General features: G+C 47.2%; 15 protein-coding genes and 2 pseudogenes. 2 read left to right on the top strand and 15 right to left on the bottom strand.

Going from position 1 to position 18,148, the window contains the following annotated elements:
* Nucleotides 1-69: 69 nt before the first annotated feature.
* The 3 genes from KGP17_RS22955 to KGP17_RS22945 all read right to left on the bottom strand — a co-directional run bounded on the left by KGP17_RS22955 (nt 70) and on the right by KGP17_RS22945 (nt 4,087).
* The gene (locus KGP17_RS22955) at nt 70-1,080 is read right to left on the bottom strand and encodes a sulfotransferase (protein ID WP_223498414.1); all 1,011 of its coding nucleotides are present in this window, start codon (nt 1,078-1,080) and stop codon (nt 70-72) included.
* Between the two features lie 213 nt (nt 1,081-1,293).
* A complete protein-coding gene (locus KGP17_RS22950; protein ID WP_223498413.1) occupies nt 1,294-2,088 on the bottom strand; it encodes a sulfite exporter TauE/SafE family protein in 795 nt (264 codons plus the stop codon).
* A gap of 340 nt (nt 2,089-2,428) precedes the next feature.
* Nucleotides 2,429-4,087 (bottom strand): bifunctional sulfate adenylyltransferase/adenylylsulfate kinase, encoded by a 1,659-nt coding sequence (locus KGP17_RS22945; RefSeq protein WP_223498412.1) that lies wholly within the window; start codon nt 4,085-4,087, stop codon nt 2,429-2,431.
* A gap of 280 nt (nt 4,088-4,367) precedes the next feature.
* On the opposite strand from KGP17_RS22945, the pseudogene KGP17_RS22940 reads away from it, so the two are divergent.
* Nucleotides 4,368-5,873: pseudogene (locus KGP17_RS22940) on the top strand (IS3 family transposase).
* Nucleotides 5,854-6,228 (top strand): transposase, encoded by a 375-nt coding sequence (locus tag KGP17_RS28040; protein WP_371822069.1) that lies wholly within the window; start codon nt 5,854-5,856, stop codon nt 6,226-6,228. Before KGP17_RS22940 ends, KGP17_RS28040 begins: the two are co-directional and overlap by 20 nt.
* 268 nt (nt 6,229-6,496) lie before the next feature.
* Here KGP17_RS28040 and KGP17_RS22930 read toward each other — a convergent pair whose 3' ends face one another.
* The 12 genes and pseudogenes from KGP17_RS22930 to KGP17_RS22875 form a co-directional block, all read right to left on the bottom strand.
* Nucleotides 6,497-7,471 carry a fimbrial protein gene (locus KGP17_RS22930; protein WP_223498393.1) on the bottom strand — a complete coding sequence of 325 codons (975 nt, stop codon included), beginning with the start codon at nt 7,469-7,471 and terminating at the stop codon, nt 6,497-6,499.
* 23 nt (nt 7,472-7,494) lie between these two features.
* A complete protein-coding gene (locus KGP17_RS22925; RefSeq protein ID WP_223498392.1) occupies nt 7,495-8,007 on the bottom strand; it encodes a fimbrial protein in 513 nt (170 codons plus the stop codon).
* 13 nt (nt 8,008-8,020) lie between these two features.
* Nucleotides 8,021-8,551, bottom strand: coding sequence for a fimbrial protein (locus KGP17_RS22920; RefSeq protein WP_223499714.1), 531 nt, complete (start codon nt 8,549-8,551; stop codon nt 8,021-8,023).
* 5 nt (nt 8,552-8,556) lie between these two features.
* Complete coding sequence (locus KGP17_RS22915) at nt 8,557-11,142, bottom strand: fimbrial biogenesis usher protein (protein WP_029712213.1); 2,586 nt, start codon at nt 11,140-11,142, stop codon at nt 8,557-8,559.
* A gap of 136 nt (nt 11,143-11,278) precedes the next feature.
* Nucleotides 11,279-11,923, bottom strand: a complete 645-nt coding sequence (locus tag KGP17_RS22910; RefSeq protein ID WP_223499712.1) for a fimbria/pilus periplasmic chaperone — start codon at nt 11,921-11,923, stop codon at nt 11,279-11,281.
* A 152-nt stretch (nt 11,924-12,075) separates the two neighbouring features.
* Complete coding sequence (locus tag KGP17_RS22905) at nt 12,076-12,615, bottom strand: fimbrial protein (protein WP_371822215.1); 540 nt, start codon at nt 12,613-12,615, stop codon at nt 12,076-12,078.
* Between the two features lie 71 nt (nt 12,616-12,686).
* Nucleotides 12,687-13,256 (bottom strand): fimbrial protein, encoded by a 570-nt coding sequence (locus KGP17_RS22900; protein WP_223498391.1) that lies wholly within the window; start codon nt 13,254-13,256, stop codon nt 12,687-12,689.
* 502 nt (nt 13,257-13,758) lie between these two features.
* A complete protein-coding gene (locus KGP17_RS22895) occupies nt 13,759-14,154 on the bottom strand; it encodes a hypothetical protein (RefSeq protein WP_223498390.1) in 396 nt (131 codons plus the stop codon).
* Nucleotides 14,155-14,684: 530 nt separating this feature from the next.
* Nucleotides 14,685-15,526: pseudogene (locus KGP17_RS22890) on the bottom strand (ISKra4 family transposase); the annotation flags it as partial.
* 179 nt (nt 15,527-15,705) lie between these two features.
* Complete coding sequence (locus KGP17_RS22885) at nt 15,706-16,251, bottom strand: plasmid pRiA4b ORF-3 family protein (RefSeq protein WP_245398329.1); 546 nt, start codon at nt 16,249-16,251, stop codon at nt 15,706-15,708.
* A gap of 884 nt (nt 16,252-17,135) precedes the next feature.
* Entirely contained in the window at nt 17,136-17,306 is a 171-nt protein-coding gene (locus tag KGP17_RS22880) for a hypothetical protein (RefSeq protein WP_223498411.1), read from the bottom strand.
* Between the two features lie 523 nt (nt 17,307-17,829).
* Nucleotides 17,830-18,144, bottom strand: a complete 315-nt coding sequence (locus KGP17_RS22875; protein WP_223498410.1) for a hypothetical protein — start codon at nt 18,142-18,144, stop codon at nt 17,830-17,832.
* Between the last annotated feature and the right edge of the window lie 4 nt (nt 18,145-18,148).

Here is an 18,148-nt window from a genome sequence, read left to right as displayed (position 1 = left end):
CTCTTTGCTTCGACTAGTCATTCTGTGTTCCTTATGCTCTATCAGGGGATTACATTGAGCTACATTTTTTTAAACGGAGGCTTGCCGTGCTTTAATTTCTTTAATCAAAGAGGCTTGAGTCTCCCGGCGTTTCTTGTCTTCGGGATCTACTTTTTCATTAGATTCCGTCTTCAATCGTTCATTTTCCATACTGAACTCTTGGATGTCTTTCGTGGAAAAAATCTTCGTCTCTCCAATAGAGGAATGGAAACGCGGATAACCCAATTCATCTAAGATATCCCCGGCTACTAATTCGAACAGGCGAATGTCTTCGGCTGACATTTTTTCCAAAAACTTGTTGAAGTTATTTGTCATAAGAGGTTTGGCTACATTTTCCCAAAGCACACTTTTTTGAGAAACGGATTGTGCGTCCTTGGATTTTTCAGACTCTAACATGGATGGGGTGTAATCAATCTCCAGGAAATTACAGAGGCCTTTAATGGTTGTATCCGCTTCGCTTGTAAGCTTTTCATAGCTCACTCCGTAGAATCGGGAAGGTTCTATCAATTTACGTTGAGCGAGAGCCAAACGTTGATCGGAGGCCCAACCTTGAGCTATATGATAGATATGTTTTTCTCCCACAATCGCTTTTGTGAAAGACAGCGCTACGTCCCGACCATCGCGATACAAATGAATATACCGGGCCTCCTTGCCAAAACAGGTTTCAATTTCATTTAAATAATTGACATTAGCTAAACTCTTACAGCACCAACTTGATGCATGATTTACTTTCGCACTGAGATCATAAATGGCTCCACAAACAGAAACCAAGGTGCGGTTTTTGCAGCGTGCTTTAATATTGGCTCGATCAAGTACAACCCCTTCCCAGGGTTCGGGGTTGAGCTCGACCAAACGACAAGCATCGTCAATCATCAACTCAAAGTTAGAGTTTTTAGAAAGGTCTCCATATCCACTAACCAATGGCATGAGTCGATCGAGAATATGGGGAGGGTGAGGAGCAGATATCTCCGGTGATTGATTCATCATCAAACGAAGCAAGTTTGAGCCAGATCTTTGGGTTCCAATCATGAAAATTTTCATCACAAGTCCTTGATATAAATTTCGCTGTAAATGATAGTTTAAATATAAAAATTTTGACGCTAAAGAATAAAGATAAACTATCCTGACAATCAGTCTGCCCATGAGATTTATTCTCGTATTACAGGGCAGTGGTTTTATTTTTATCAGTACGCCTGATTTAATGTTGGTAATTGCAACCTTAACGTAGTTGTATACAAACTCGTATTTAATATCTTAAACATAAGTTTCCAACGCTGTGAGAAATGTCTTGATACCAACTACCATCATCAGTAACCCTAATATATTTGCGACGATGTGTGCTTTAATTTTGTTTGCCAACAAGCTGCCTATAATAACACCAGGCACTGATCCACACAGCAAATAGCCTACCATACTGAACTGGATAGCCCCCATACTAAGATAACCTATGCCAGCTACCAATGTGAGAGGAATTGCATGTGCTAAGTCTGTCCCAACCAAGGAAGCAATCCGCAAAGTTTTCGGATACAAGGTTCGTAAAAGGACGACCCCCAACGCGCCAGCTCCAATGGAAGTCAAAGTCACTAACCCCCCCAATATGGCCCCAAATAGGATTGTCAGATAGGGCTTTCTCACGCCGATATCTTCCTTTATCTGTAGGGGACGAGGATTGAATTTTAACCAGCCTACCATCTGAGTTCCAGCCAGAAAAATGATAGTACCCAGCAATGCCATGACGAAAAAGCTTTTTCCAGACGACGAATTTGTCATTCCCAAGTACAATAACACGAGTACTGATGCAGGAATGCTACCAGCCGCTAGCAGGCTGACCACTTTCCAGTTCACAGAATTGTGTTTGTGATGCATCGCAGTCCCTACGAGCTTTGTTCCACAGGCAAAGAACATATCCGAGCCTACCGCAGTTGAAGGGGGCTGACCAAACACAAATATCAAAAGCGGGGTCATAAGGGAACCGCCCCCGACTCCTGTAAGCCCTACCATAAAACCAACCAACACCCCGGCCATAATAAGTTCAGTGACGACACTCATCAGCTTTTACTCCTTAGTCGGTTGCAAAAAATCAGATCCCGCGTAGAGGTATCACATTTTTTTGTCAGAAAGCTGACGGCCAAATCTAGTGTGCTAGCCCAACATGGAGTACTTTTCGGGTTAAAAAAGGAAGTTTCAGTCATACTTACATTACCTTCCCTCTCCCGTTTCATTATATGGAGGTAACATGGTTTTATTGATATAGTACGATCTTTGTATATATTTTTAGTTGATGTTAAATCGAATTTATTGTGATATTTGAAATCATAAAATTTAAAAAAATCACCTTTTAAAAATTTATTAAAATTATGAAATAGCACATCATTCATACCTGCTTTTTTCATATGTGCCCAGCCTTCCTTAGGGTGGAAATTATAATTTCCGCAGACTCAACAACTGACATGTCAGTAGTATTGATGCGAAGTTCAGGCATTTCAGGTTTTTCATATGGGTCATCAATACCTGTCATTCCTTTGAGTTTACCATTGCGAGCTTTTGCATAAAGCCCTTTACAATCACGCTGCTCGCATATCTCTAGGCTGGTGTCCATATAAATTTCAAAAAAACTCACACCGTGACCCTCTGCAAAAGAGCGACAGGTTTGTCGTGTCTTTGCATAAGGGGATATAGAAGCGCAAATGGCGATGCCACCGGCTCGAGCTATTTCTGCAGCCACATAGCCAATCCGTTCAATATTGATATCACGGTCCATTTTGGAAAAACCAAGACCCTTAGACAAGTGTTGACGCACTACGTCACCATCGAGCAGGCTCACTGTGCGCCTTCCATTCTCAAGCAAACGAGCTGCAACTGTATTAGCCACGGTAGACTTACCTGCACCAGACAAGCCTGTAAAAAAGAGAACAAAACCTTGCTCGGATTTAGGTTTATACCTTTTTCGTAATTCAGCTACAACTTCAGGGGGGCTATACCACTCAGGAATATCTTCACCTGCTGTCAATTTTGCGCGGAATTGTGTACCAGATAGGCTCAAAACTGTCTGCCCTGGTAGCACTTCGGAGCTAGACACATAGCGCTGCTCAGAAGCGAGGTATAACATCTCTTCAAATGCTATCAATTGGATACCTATTTCAGCAGCATGCACCTGCACCAATTGTTGTGCGGCATATGGTTCATAGAAATCCTTGCCATTTTTATTTTTTCCTGGGCCAGCGTGGTCGCGACCCACGATGAAGTGCGTGGCACCGAAGTTTTTACGAATGAGTGCATGCCAGACTGCTTCACGTGGTCCCGCCATCCGCATGGCTAATGGTAGCAATGCCAACATGACAGAGTCGGCTGGATATGTTTGTAGTACTTCTCTGTAGCAACGCACACGGGTGTAGTGATCCACGTCACCCGCTTTTGTCAAACCAACAACAGGATGAAGCAACAGCCCTGCTTTTACTTGCTTCATTGCCCGCAACGTTAGTTCAACATGAGCGCGATGCATTGGATTACGAGTCTGGAAGGCGACCACATTTTTCCAACCACGGAGTGCAATTTCGGTTTTGACTTCCTTTGGCCCTAGGCGAAGTTCGGTAAAGTCATGATGGGTAACCGGTGTAACCGCATTTATAATCCCACCTAAATTGACGTTATTTTGACGCATTAGCACTTTTACGCCAGGATGTGCCTCATCGGTAGTGCCGAACACCCTCTCAGCTTCAACGATATGGTTCGGACGATAAATGCTGCTGACAGTCAGCACGGCCAAGATAATCCCTTCAGGAGTACGCAATGCGATCTTTATACCTTCAGACACAAATGCTGCAAAATCATCTGTGACGTCCAGAACAATAGGTATCGGCCATAACTCGCCAGACATGAGGCGCATATTGTGTACAACGTTCGTATAATTCTCTTCAGTGAGAAAACCGTTTAGCGGTGAGAAAGCTCCGTTTATTATGAGCTCCAGATCGCAAATTTGACGCGCTGTTAAGGTCCATGATCGCAAATCTGAAACAATCGCATTGTCTGTAATATTATTTAGAATCAATTGGTTACCTATTTTGCTGTGTGTTGTTTAAGTTACACTCTGGACTTCATACTCTTCTCGGTTAAGCTCATCACACATACTTTCTTGTTTCTATGTATCTTAGACTAGCAAAAATATTCAGTCATGAATGATTATTTTTGATTATCTCGCTTTCTACGTCAGCTATGATTTTTTGATCTTGACCCACCATCTCCAGACAGCTTTTGTATCTTAAGTCCCCCCATGTCAGGGTAGTTGTCGCCTCTAACTGAAACCATTCAGGGGGCTGGAGACAACGATAATGAAAACGTATTCACCTGAGCTCAAAGCTGCTGTGATTGCCAGAATGATGCCACCACACAATCAGCCTGTTGTTCAGATTGCACGCTCTGAGGGGATCCCTATCAATACGCTTTACACCTGGCGTTCCAAGGTAGGCATCTCGACCATAACCACCAACGCTGAGGTAAAACACCCACAGCACTGGTCTCGGGAAGCTCGCTTCGCCATACTGGTTGAAACGGCCCCTCTTTCCGCCCATGCTGTTGCTGAATACTGTCGTCGTAAAGGACTCTACCCTGAGCAAATTCAGCAGTGGAAGAATGAGATAATGCAGCCAGACCCGCGTGAAGAAAAAGCACTCGTAAAGAAACAACAAAAAGAAATTCATCAGCTTAAGCGTGAAATTGCCCGCAAGGATAAAGCGTTGGCTGAGGCTGCTGCATTGCTGATGTTGCAAAAAAAGTTCAAGGCGTTGTTCGAGCAGGAAAACGGGGACGAATGACGCGGGCTCCCGACAGGCTACGGTTGATGACAATCGTACAGGAAGCCATTGCTGCCGGAGCGAGACTGAGCGAGGCCTGCCAGTCTATTGGGTTGAGTGAGCGGACATTACAGCGTTGGGGGAAAGGGTCCCATGACCGCAGACCAACGGCGTCACGACCCGCTCCGAAGAACAAACTCAGTGCCGAAGAGGAACAACAGGTTTTGGCTATCTGCCATGAGCCGCGGTTCGCCAGCCTGCCACCAGCGCAAATCGTTCCTTTGTTGGCTGATGAAGAGCGCTATATCGCCAGTGAGTCAACGTTTTATCGGATATTGAGACGTGCTGGCGAAACAACGCACCGTGCAGAGGGTAGCGCAAAGCAAGCCACTATCGACCTGGAGGGCAACTGCACCGAATCAGGTGTGGTCATGGGATATCACCTGGTTGAGGTCGGTGACAGCAGGACACTGGTTCTATCTGCACCTGATAGAAGACGTGTTCAGCCGCAAAATCGTCGGTTACGAGGTTCACCTGGTTGAAAGTGGTGAGCATGCGGCAGAACTGATGAAGCGGACAGTGCTGAGCGAACGCTGTTGGCAGGAGCCGCTGGTACTGCATGCGGATAACGGAGCCCCGATGAAGTCACAGGTGCTGCAGGTAAAGCTTGCGGAACTTAAGATAACCCCGTCACACAGCAGACCGCGGGTGAGCAACGATAACGCGCATGTTGAATCGCTGTTCAGGACGTTGAAATATGTGCCGAGCTGGCCGGAGAAGGGCTTCGTGACGCTGGAGGATGCGCGAGCCTGGGTGGAGACGTTCGTTGGCTGGTATAACGAAGAACATCGGCACAGTGGTATCCGTTACGTCACGCCAGGGCAACGGCACAGAGGTGAAGATCGTGGGCTACTGGCGCAGCGTAAATCGGTCTATGAAGCGGCGAAAATGCAGAATCCACATCGGTGGTCAGGCGCGACGAGAAACTGGAGCCGGCAGGATGAAGTCTGGTTAAATCCGGAGCGTGAAACGTTGGCCGCATGAATTAACTGAGGCGACAACTACCTTGACACGCGCCGGGCGTTATGTCAGCCACATCCCGTCCCGACACTTTAAAATGGTGCGTTACTACGGCTTTCTGGCCAACCGTAAACGCGGCACGCTGTTGCCAAAGGTTTACGACGCGTTGGAGATGACGCCGCGCGAGAAACCACAGAAGCCAGGGTTCGCGGTGCTGATGAAAGCCTTTCTGGGTACCGACCCGTACCAGTGCATCCTGTGCAAGGGCCGACTGCGTTTTGCCGGCGCCGTGGCGGGCGATCACGCCACCAAAATACTCTCTGACAGGCTGCAGAAGATGGCAAAAAAAACGCTGGCTTCAGACCACGGTGTTGGATAAGTGCGCCTGAAAAATGGTTTTTAGATTAAAACACATCAAAACCGGTATTTTTATCAATAACATCTTGCTATGCCACGCTAAACGGGCATGTATCACGCTGCAATTTATGGTCAGGAAGTTTTTAAAACGCCTTTCCAAATTCCTAACCATGAACACATTGAGCTAAAATATCGACGCGATAATGCAGGCGACAGAAGACGTTTCAGCTCAGAGACACAGGCAGATGAGATCATAAAAACAGCATCCTATCTAATGCAACAGAGCTCATTCACGGATAGGTAAATGTCACCCCAATAACGGACTGGACATTGCCTGCAGTAACCTGAGCACCGGTTTGTGCATAGGTAGCTTTGAGATTCAGATTGACCGGCGTATTACCGACTGTTCCCAGGGGTACGGCATTATTGACCGTAATCGCATTATTGTTTTGGTCCAACATCTGTATCCCTATACCGCTGGCAGGAGAAGAGGTTGACGTATTACTGAATATTTTCCCTGCGGTATCGGCTGTCGTACCCGATAAAAAATACGACAAATTCTTGTTACCACTGGGGCAATTGACCGACAGTGGCACTGAGAACGTTTGATTTGAGGTTGCATCATACGCGGGAAGAGTAACGCTTACATCGCGCGCAGAAACATCGCAGCCACCGACTGGCATTACGACCGAATTTTTTGCATATATAAACCATGTTTGTCGCTCCCCCCCGTTATCAACATTATTCCTTTGCTGCATTATTAATGTAGCGATATGCGCCTTTTCTGCAATAAGTACGCCTGATGCTACATTATTATTTGATAACGGCGAAAGGTATAACTTTACATCCATCGGAATTAATCCATTTTTTCTCGGGAAAACACCGCGGGCAGTGGATTGAGTAGTACCCGGCACTGAGTAATTCTCACTATAGTAGTATATATTTCCCTTAAAACCATCAAGCACCCCACCTGAATATGAAGCACCTGCAATGTATAAATAGTCCTCCTCCCTGGCACCAGGGACTGGGTTTTCATTAGCCGTGCCAAATTTACATGATATCATACTAGATAAGTCAATAATTAAGTTTTGATTCTGCTGAACTTCAGGGGTTAGATAAACCTCGACATTCTGGTCGCCAGTGTTTGTTATAGAACCACCTCCCGATACAGCACAATAAAAAGCCATAGCTTGAGAGGAACCACCCAGAAGCGCCAGCAATAAACCAAATTTCATCAGTTCTTTCACTTTCATGATTTTTTTCATCTTATTCTTTCTTGTCCCTGCGTTCACTGGTAGGTGTAAGTCACGTTAATCACTGCCTCAATATTGCCTTCGGTGGGCTGTCCACTCTCCGAACGCACCCGCACCTTGACTGGCAGCTCCGCTGTACCGGTTGTAAAATCCACCGGTATATCCCTCGACGCCCCGTTATTCAAAAGACCATTTGCACTGTCCTGTAATTCCAGCTCAATACCGCCAGCGCTGCCGGTAATGCTGCTGTTGGCGTAATAGTTCGCGTTACTCGCTGCCGGCCCAGTGAACGTAGCCTTGACGGTTGATGTTCCCACGGGACATCCGCTCAGAATCAACGTGATGTCTTGCCATGCAGTAGTGCTCCTAGCGGTATTCAGCGACGTGGTATAGACATCGCCAAAATCCACCGTGGTATCGCCCGGAGGCGTTTGACAAGGCCTGGCAACAACACTGCCGTTAACCGTGATTGTGACATCAGCAGCGTGTACCAGCCACGGCAACATCAGAGACAGGCCAAGCAAGAGCCCGGCACTTTTATATTTCATTTCCAAGCTCCATTTACTCAAACTCAAGGGTAAAACCGGCGGTGGCACTCACTGTGCCAGCACTCACCGTCGCCCCTGTTGCCATCAGTCTTGCATAAAAGTTCAACGTATTGGGCTGCCCCCCCTTTAACGGGATCCACTGGAGATTAGTTGAGTCGGCATTCAGTTTTATGCCAGTCCTGGTGCTGTCCAGCAGTTGTACCCCCATTCCAGCTGCCGATGACGTGTTATCCAGCGCCAGCAGGGGGGTGTCGGGTATACGGCTAGTGTCGGTAAACCCGACTTTCACATTCGTCGCCATTGGACCACAGGGCGACAATTCAATACTGAAGGGTACCGCTGGCGTAGTCGCTCCGGCCGAACTGAGTTGCTTGGCTGCATTCACCAACAGGTCCACATTCACTGTGGTGGAAGAAGCTGCAACCGCACAGGCGTTATCGCGTATGTTGCCGGTAATCGTTATCGTGCTTGCGTCAACAGTATGGCTGATACCACTGAACAGCACCCCACACAGGCACAGGGAGTAAAGTCGTCCGTTCATCATCTTGTTCACTCGCACTCCGCACTGATTTCGTTCAGCGCACGCTGCGCACTCTCCGGTGGCAACCGGTAGTCCGCCTTGCATTGCGCTTCGGGGCTATCCCCCCATTTGGCAAATACCTGCCCCGTCAATGGCAGGCCGGTGAGATAAACCTGCCCCCCGTCAGCCACAATACTGCCGGATTGGTTGCCCGACGCGGTTGCGATAGCCCCAAACGGAACCGGTTTGCCATTTTTATTGAGTGTCATAAGCACTTTTAGGCCCACGTTGGCCTGAAAATCAGCACGAACAATAGCCCCCTGCGAAGGAATGACCGTCGTGACGGCGTCTTCCAAATCAACGTTGCTCGCCAGGGTGTTCGTGTCCAGTGCAATACGGTTTTCACGGTAATTCATGGCATACGGGATAACAGCGTAGCCACGCCAGTCTGTTCGCACGCCTTTCTGACCGTCCACTTTCACATTAGCTGCACCAGGTACTTTGACCAATACCACCGTGTCATTAAGCGGTTGGCTGAGGGTAACGCCATTCTCGTGGGCCAAAACACCGCCGCTCACACCATAATAGAACTGGCTATAACTGTCGCTCTGGCTGTAGCCGACATTCGCATTCGCCAGGCGGCCGGTGTAGTTCAGCGCGGCATACCCTGTTGAACCGCTGGCCTGATTGCCCCCCCCTGAATAACCGGTCTGTACGCTGTAATTCAGGTTGTTGTCTTCGGTCAGCGTACCGCTGACACCGGCAAGTTGGGTCATCTTTCCATCAAGGTCATTCGATGTGCTGTAACTGGCCCGCGAGTTTCGCAAGACCGACTTGCTGTTGGAGCCCATCCAGTAACTGAATGGAATGCTCATGTTGAATGACACCAGATGGTCACGCTCATCCTGCCAGGCATTTTTCGTCAGGCTGTAATTCATACTCCAGTTGACGCCCCCCGTGACAGAGCTGAGTCCCGCCTGAAGCTGCTCATCCGCTTTGCGTGTACGCCAGTAGGACTGCCGACTTGCACTCAGATACAATGAGGTTTCTCGGCCAATTTGTTGCGAAACGTTCACTTGAAGCCTGCCACGCTTACTGTAAGCAAGATTGTAATAATCCGTGTATTTCGGTTCGATTTGCAGCGGGCCGTCCTGCGTCTGGATGGTATAACCACTCATTTTCTCCCAGGCAGTGTCAGCCAGCGTAAAGTAACCCTGCGTCGAATAGCGATAGCCGAGCAACTGGAGGTTGGTCCCCGTATCGCTCAGCGACTTGTTGTAAAGGAAACGTACTGACTGCCCCCGATGCTCACTGTCATCCGGCAGCGTGGCATTGGCATCAGTGATATCAAGGGACATGGCCCCAAAATATCCCATATTCTTGCCAACACCCGCGTTGAATGCGTGGAATTTGTCAGACAATTGCGCCCCACCATACAGGGTCCACCCATCGGGAAGACCGCGCATTAGCGACCCTTGAACAAACGTCGGTGATTGCTGCTGCCTACTCCCACTACGGTATTCCGCCACCGTCAACTCAAAGCGAGAATGCCCCTCTCTCAACAATGCTGGAACGGAGGAATAAGGCACATTGAAGCTGCGCGTACTGCCGTCAGCCTCACGGATAGTCACTTGCAAGTCGCCACTGTTACCTGCTGCATACAGGTCGTTAATCTCGAAGGGGCCGGGCGGGACCGTTGTCTGGTAAATCTCATAGCCATTCTGGCGGACCGATACCTTGGCCGTCCCCCTGGCAATACCACGAATAACCGGCGCAAACCCCTTCTGGCTGTCTGGAAGCATATTGTCATCGGTGGCTACACGGATGCCTCTGAACTGGACACCGTCAAAAATATCGCCAGCGGTGGTACTGTCACCCAGCGTCAGGCGTGAGCGCAAGGGAACGATGTCACGTTCGGCATAAGTATTAATGTGCTGCCAGGTGTTTTTTTGTGCAGTCGCCCCCCCGCCACTGCTGTAGCTCCAGGTGCTATTATCTCGTAGGCGCCAGGACCCCATATTCACCCCACCATTGAGGTTCATATAGGCATACTGACTATTGCCTCCGTGACGACTGCGGGCTTGGTTACCGGTAAGACTGTAGTTCAGACGTGCACCAGTTATACCGCTATCCCAATACTCGGGTGAGATATAGCCTCGCGCTGTATTACCCATATAGATTTGTGGCACAGTCAGATACAGTCGTTGTTGGCTGGTATCAAATTGTTGTGTGGCATCAGGCATCACCTCCTTGAATGGGATACAGGCATCAGCAGCCAGCACTGACACGCCGGGGATGGTACGAGTATTGACGCCGAAGCCAAGCAACTGCTTGGCGGTAAGACACGCCATCAAGTCCTGTTGCCCCTCCTGTGCCTGAAATGCAACATCTCGGGTAGCAACGAAGGCATTATTAAGATAAATATCAACCCGGTAAGTGCCGGGTGGCAGTTCCTGACCACCTTCAAACCGCGAGAGGTCAGCCACTGCCGCCGGGTCGTCAGACAGAAAACGGGGGTTGAAATATAACTCGGCGCTGATCGGAAACACCGGTACCATCAACGCAGCAAGTGGCGCCAGCACGTAACGACGTACAGAGATTCTTTCTGAAAACATAACGGTCTGTGAGCCGAAACGGCCTGCTCCCTACTTCAGTAAAAGACCCCCACCTCTGCGACAACACACATCGCTCAAGGGGAACTTGATATTTCATCACTCGGTGGCATCCACTACCGATGTGACAGACACCGTATTACTGCATCACCCCTTTCATCTGGGGCGTCACTGCACCGTAGTCGTTGATGGTTTTATAGGTGATGGCTGTTCCGGCGTCTGTGGGCATTTTTACCGTGGTTTCTCCCATCGGAGGCACGAGTGCATTCTCCAGGATGCGGGTACCGGCGTTCAACTCAGTGACCGTCAGAAAATACGGCGTGGGATTAATGAGTTTCAACTCCGTCCCCTGACGACTGAAGCGCAGCTTTTCTGCCGCAATCTCCGGTTTCAACGTCAGTCCGACAGGACGATAATAGAGTTTGATACGACTGGTAATAGCCAGTTGCAAGGTGTTCTCACTCTTCTCGACCTTGCTGGCAGAGGGAATGGCCTTCACATTAATCCAGAAGAGACTTTCGCGGTCCTGGGGAAGCTTGTTATTGGTTGCATCGATAATACGCAGGGTATTTTCTTTTTTTCCCTGCATGGCAAACAGCGGCGGTGTAATCACAAAACGCCCATCTTTTTTTCCGTCACTATTCTCCACCCATGACTGTATCAGAAAGGTGCTTTTTTCATCGTTGTTAGTGACCGCCAATTGCACTTGCTTTTGGTCAGACGGGTATATCACGCGTGTGGTGCCAAGAGCCACACCGGCATCTGCATGAGTGGCGCCAAGCATGATAGCCGTACCGACAATAGCGGTCAGCAAAAGGCGAGCCACTGATACTGGCATATGTTGGGGATTCATTTTGGTAAACATGGATTACTACAACTCCGGTATAGTGATTTTGTCTTTTCGGTGAACGTGTGATGTATTGCAAAAACCACGCGTTATTCATATGTCAGGGAAAACCAGGCCTCAGCATTGGCTGCACCACCCGTTACGGTATGCCCGGTAGCGCGGTATTTAGCGACAAAATGCACAGATAAAGGGCCGTCATTGGGTAATGTGGTCCAAGAACGCACGGGGCCATTGACCGGGATTAACTGGTTCTTTTCATCAAAAATGGCCACTCCAACGCCCGATGCCACACCATTCCCCTCGCCGACTGACAGGAGCTCCGGGTTTTTGCCATCGGCTATACCATGAAAAGCCACGCTAACCCGTTGGCTTACCGCGGTGCTGCAGTCCAACAGATTAATTTCAAAGGGGGTAGGTCCCGCGTCCTCTCCTACAGCGTGAAACCGGTTGCTGCTAACCTGTCCCATAATCACGGTCATGTTATGACTCCCCGCTTCAACACGGCAGGCCTCAGCAATAATCTCTCCCTGAAATCGCATGTTTCCACCTGCGACTGTCACGTTCCATTGATTACCAGCGAAGACAACAGGAGGCAGCAGCATCAAAAAAAACGCCGATTGCATTTTCAACATAGCTTTTCTCCTGGGCGGGCTACGCAAAACAGGTCATCCTGACCTTGAGTGCTTCCTTGCAGTGAGAATTATTGGTACTGAACCTTAAAGTTTGCTTCTGCGTTAGCCGAGCCCGCAGTAGCTACGCCGGTTGCATAGTATGCAGCCATGAAAGAAAGCCTGTTTTCACCATCACTCAGTGTTTTCGGCGTGGAGAACTGAGTGCCATCGACTTTCAATGGCGTTGTGTCATTGTCAGAGAAAAGCTGAATACCTACATTTGTCGCCTGCCCTGCGGCACCGCCACTCAACCCCAAAACGTTATCAAAAGGTGTTGGTATCGCTCCCCCAGTTGAACCACTCGCAACTCCTTGGAAAGCCACAGATGCTTTAGTTGATACGGTAGTGTCGCAGTCTTTCAGGACGATAGTAAAAGACTGGTGACCACTTTTTGCTCCTGCCTGATTAAGCATGGCCGTGCGGACTTGCCCAAGACGAACTGTCATATCGGATGAGCCGGCATCAACTGCGCAGGCGGCGTTAACGACTTCACCTGTAAATTTGATGGTTCCACCATTAACTGTTGTTGCAGCGGAAGAGATCATCGGAAATGCAAGTGACGAGACTGCGATGATAGAAGAAATTAACTTAATTTTCATACTGTTTAGCCATGTTTAGAGTTTATTGAAAAAGTGTGCATATCGAATGCAGTATGAGGAGAAATAATAATTTAGCTCTCACTCATACACTGTATTGAGCGTTAAAATGCCCAGTAAAGAATGATTGTTTACATTGTGAAAATCACAATGATTTCACAGGTGGATTATCTTCATTTTCTCATCATGGTGTTGTTCACTTATCTCATTATTGAAACGTAACTTACAGATTCCAGTCACCCATTTAACTGTAAGATTTTTATGATATATATTTACTTTTTTATTCTCACCACTTAATCAGTGAGGGTGAGAGTGAGAGTGAAAAAGGCAACAAAGCCATCACCTGCGACGCCGGAAAACAATGACATATTATTCAGAATACCCTCCGTTTGGTGGTGGCAAGAAAACTCAGTTTACCATCACCCTCTATCATTGGGGGAGTTCGTGTTTTCCTTGAAACAATTGTCATTAATTATTCCATTCATGACGTAGGTTAATCGTCAGGTTATCTTTTAATTGGTTCCACATGACTTGCTGCAGCCTCATGTATCCGCTTAAGCGCCACTGAGCGATCCGGACGAGTGAGGCCGGCGCGTGCATCAATGGAATAACCTGATGTATCGATATCAAATTGTTCAACCCCAATTTTTTTGAGGTACATGACCAATGTGTCCAGCTTTTTGAACACCCTGACCGGGCGAGCCTGTGACGCCAGGGTCTGCTCACTCAGACCGTACTTAACCTTTAATATCCAGCCGCCATCAGTCCCAACCACGTTTAAGGCACTGACGCTGCCGCTTTCAACCAGAAGGCGCAGCGCTGCATTTTTGAGAATTTTTTGTGTCATAACACCACGCTGTCTGTTTTTCTGCTTGGGTATCAGGGGCATGGCCATCGTCATGGCAGTAACACGCACATCACACGGATTCGTGTGGAAACCTAAAAATGGACGAACATGCACAGAGACCAACAGGTTACCGAATTTGAGCCTCTAAATAACACGTTTGAAATACAACACCATGGAAGTTCGCCCCTGTATATTTAACGCCCAATGAGTCTGTGATGCTTGCGAACGGCTTTGGACTGACATTGGCACTTATCTTGAAACGCATCATACATTGATCGGTTTAACAGATCAATCAGTCTTGATTGATTGATTTAATCTATAGGTTAAACAAATTGAAAATACACTATCGATCGTTTAATGCTATTGTATTTTTAAGAAACAACAGGTTCAGAAAAAAAATAACCAATTGAAAAATGGTGTTTTTTATTGAGCATGGCAACCTCGCGGCTGCAAATTGGATCAGCGGGAGCATTTGAACAGTGATAGCGTCAAAACCATAAATTCCGACGCGAAATCGACACATGCTTTGTCTTATACGCGTTATTGCGTCGTATTGCTTATATGTCATTAACGCAACAAAATTACTGCAGTTCCCTCAGGTTATCCGCGCCATCGGATAAAAAAATATCTGCTGGTTGGCCTGCATTCCCTGGGCGGAGAGGTGTGCCATTAGTCTGCGTTCCGGATGGCAGTCGTCATTCTGGACAAAACCAAAGCGGCGCGTGTCTGTCGGAGACCCGACTGAAAAGGATTTGCCGGCAATAATTTCAAAATTTCGCTTTTTGTCGTCCCGATCCCGAACATAACCCCCATCAATACCTACCACAAGCGGTTTACCTGGTCTGGGCAGGTTCCCCCAGTCGCGGGGGCAACCGGAAAGAAAGCCAGAATTCGCTTCTGCCTCTGCATCAAGGCGCTGCGCCACCTGACATAAGTTATTCCTCACCGTTGAGGCATTTAGGCTGTCTCCCACTGGCAGAATATCTTTCAGCAGACGGGTCGTCATTTCATACGAGATCATTGAGGCCCTGCGGGTTTCTATATATTTCAGGGCAGGATGAGTGTGATCGCCCGCCCAGTCACTGAGAAGGCTGACGGTCTTTGTTGTACTTTTTTCGCAGCGGCATCTGTACACCCGGAGCCCCGATACGGGAATAATGCCAAACAGTGTCCGGTACTGTATTTTCTGCCGGCCTTTGATTCTGCGCGCTGCAAGGCAGTGAGGACACTGGATATGCTGGTGAGTGTATTCGTCCGCCTGCTGCTGAACCATTGACTGCTGGACGGTATTCAGCAAGCTCTTCGACTCTGAAAGCGATAATCCGATATCATTTCGGGCATCTCCTGACTTCTGTAATGTCATCAGTTCTTCCGTTCGGCTCACGCCTGACTCATCGGTTATAACTATCTGGAGCGTCAATTTCATCGTTGCCTCCTGCGGTGGTGGGATTATCTCCTGGTTACTGGTTTTTCATCTGGTTGCGAAGTTTATAATATATTGAAATGCCGAGGCTTACGTGGTCGCAGGCGATCCTGAGTCTGACACCTCTGGTCCTGAGCGCGCCAATTTCCTGAATTAGAGAAGGACACCTTTATAGATATCCGTCAGCGGCGGCGATCCAACCAGATCACTTCAGGTTCCAGTGCTGGCGCCGCCAGGTCGAGTTTGCTCAATTGCCTGTTGATTTTATTGCGATTGAACCGAACAGCATCCAGGTCGTCAACAAAGATCCGGATTTCTCCGACCGTTGTTGCATCATCCGCATTAACGATGGCCTCCAGAAAAGCCAGCGTCTTATCCGCTTCATCCGCAGCCGTTGCTCCGGGCATGCCATGGCCGCTCATACAAAATGGTGTTTTCAGCGTTGAGTCTTCATGAATGGCCTCAACCCGAACGTCATGAAGCCAGTGCTCAAAGAAGTTGTATTCGTAGGTAAAGCGATCGCCGATATCAAAACTAAAATCATCAATCACGGTCTGGAACGGGTTATCCGGAAAGCCAATGCCACCGTCGTAAGAGATACCGTAATCTTTGCCGTAAATATGAAACTGATGGAGGTAATCATCACCCCAGCCCTGCACGATCTGGAAAATGGAGTGAAGTGCGGCCAGCGACGTATCAACAGCGATTCTTAGCCGACGCCAGACCATGGGACTTACGCCACGAACAGTAATTTTGATGACGTAGATCTTCATAGCCAGATAGCAGGTATTGTTATGAAATAATGTTGGATATTCTAGCCCCAGCAGGCGATACATTCGGTGACTGCCCCACACTTTTTCATGCTCTCCCCAATGGAACGAAAACGAACGCTAAGAGCGTAACTTTATGTATTTTATACGCTTAGCGTACAAAAATTCCCGATCTCCAAACTGCTCCCTCTTAGCGTAGTTAATTTTCCGTTTTCCAAGCGGCCCCCCTAGACATCGAACCTTCCGAAAACCACGGATGTCGGAAAGGCCGATCCCGCGGAGGGGACAACGGGGCGAGCCTGCCCCATCAGAGTAGATCTGCCGCATGATGGTCATGGCTACGACCTAAACCCATCCTGTCAAATTGGTCAAGCACAGTATCAATCTGAACTTCCGGATCAGAAAAAGGCAGGAGTATCTGAGGAAATAAAGACACTGCTTTTATCTCTGATCCGGTCAACGTCAATTCTGGCGCCTCTGTGCCATCAGCATAATACGGTTTCCAACATATACTGATACTTTCAGACCATAGGTCAGTGGTTATATCAACATACATTACGTTTTGTCGTAATTTTCCATAACGGAACTTAACATGCCCTTTTATCCCCCCCCCTCCCCACGTCATGACCCATTAAATTAAGACCGCACATAATTAACTCATCTCGCCTTTTAGTTAAGCTCACATCTTTGTCCTCTTCCTTTTGAGTACGTATTGCTGCCAAGCCATGAATAAGGATGCAAAGAAGCAAAAAATCGATGACATCACTCGCATTTCAGTATTTAATTGGAAATCACTAATAATGCACATTGATACTATTGCTGCTAATAATAACCAGACTGTACTAATAGGAAACTCTATTTTTTTTGGTCAGTAATTTTATGCAAATATAAACAATCGCCAAGCCTAAGCCCCGGAGTGTTGGTACTAGCATAAATGGATGCATTAACCAGTTTAGGCCAGTCACAACTGACACTCCGAGAAACATCCATTCCATTTTTAAATCATTTTTCATGATAGCCGCTTCCTTGTATCACTCCAATATTCAAAGCCATAAACTAAAGAAGATATGATTATGCTTCCTACGGTGAAAATATATAATATGTACTCAGTCAACTCTACTGAATATCCTATAATATATTGCGTTATTACCGAGGTGGGGAAATAAATTAGCGCTGGCAATACAATCAGGCTAACTCCTATTTTATTTCCGGTTGAGATGTAATATACCATAAAGCTTGTTGTTGACGCTGCAAACAAAATTAAACTTACCATTTTTAAATTCAAAGAAGCAATAAATAAAATAGCACATAATGTGAGTGACAAGTAAAACAAAGTGATTACGCTACAATTGAAATAACGAACAAATTTATGATTCATATTCTTTTCACCTTTGCCTATTTTAAATGACTACCATGTTTTGTGCCACTTCAATCAGATTAATATTGTAAGAGCTTTGTCACTTTTCCTTTTCATACCTATATCCTTGTGACTTTCATGGGTTATATAGCCAATTATTACATTGACCCTATATAACTTTAATCATCAAAAAGGTGGCCATGAGCACGTGGAAGAGCGTTTACGGCAATAGATTCAGCAAAATCTTCAAGCATAGGATCAGCTTTCCATGCATTCACAAGCATTAGTAATGTTGGCTTTTCATTTTTCTGACAAACATCAATAATTATTTCTTTAGCGCGTAAATATTTATCTCCCGATAATTTACTATCGGATATCTCGTGCATGATATTCATTATAACTTGTGGTTCATTACGAAGCTCAGCAATAGGATTTAAAATATTATCGTTTCCTTTTAATTGCTCGCGTGTTAAAACGGTTATTTTATCTTTCATAATT

The sequence above is a fragment of the Serratia sp. JSRIV001 genome, assembly GCF_019968745.1.
GTDB classification, from domain to species: Bacteria; Pseudomonadota; Gammaproteobacteria; order Enterobacterales; family Enterobacteriaceae; genus Chania; species Chania fonticola_B.
The sequence above is the reverse complement of the archived record's forward strand: the minus strand, read 5'-3'. Positions and strand labels throughout refer to the sequence as shown.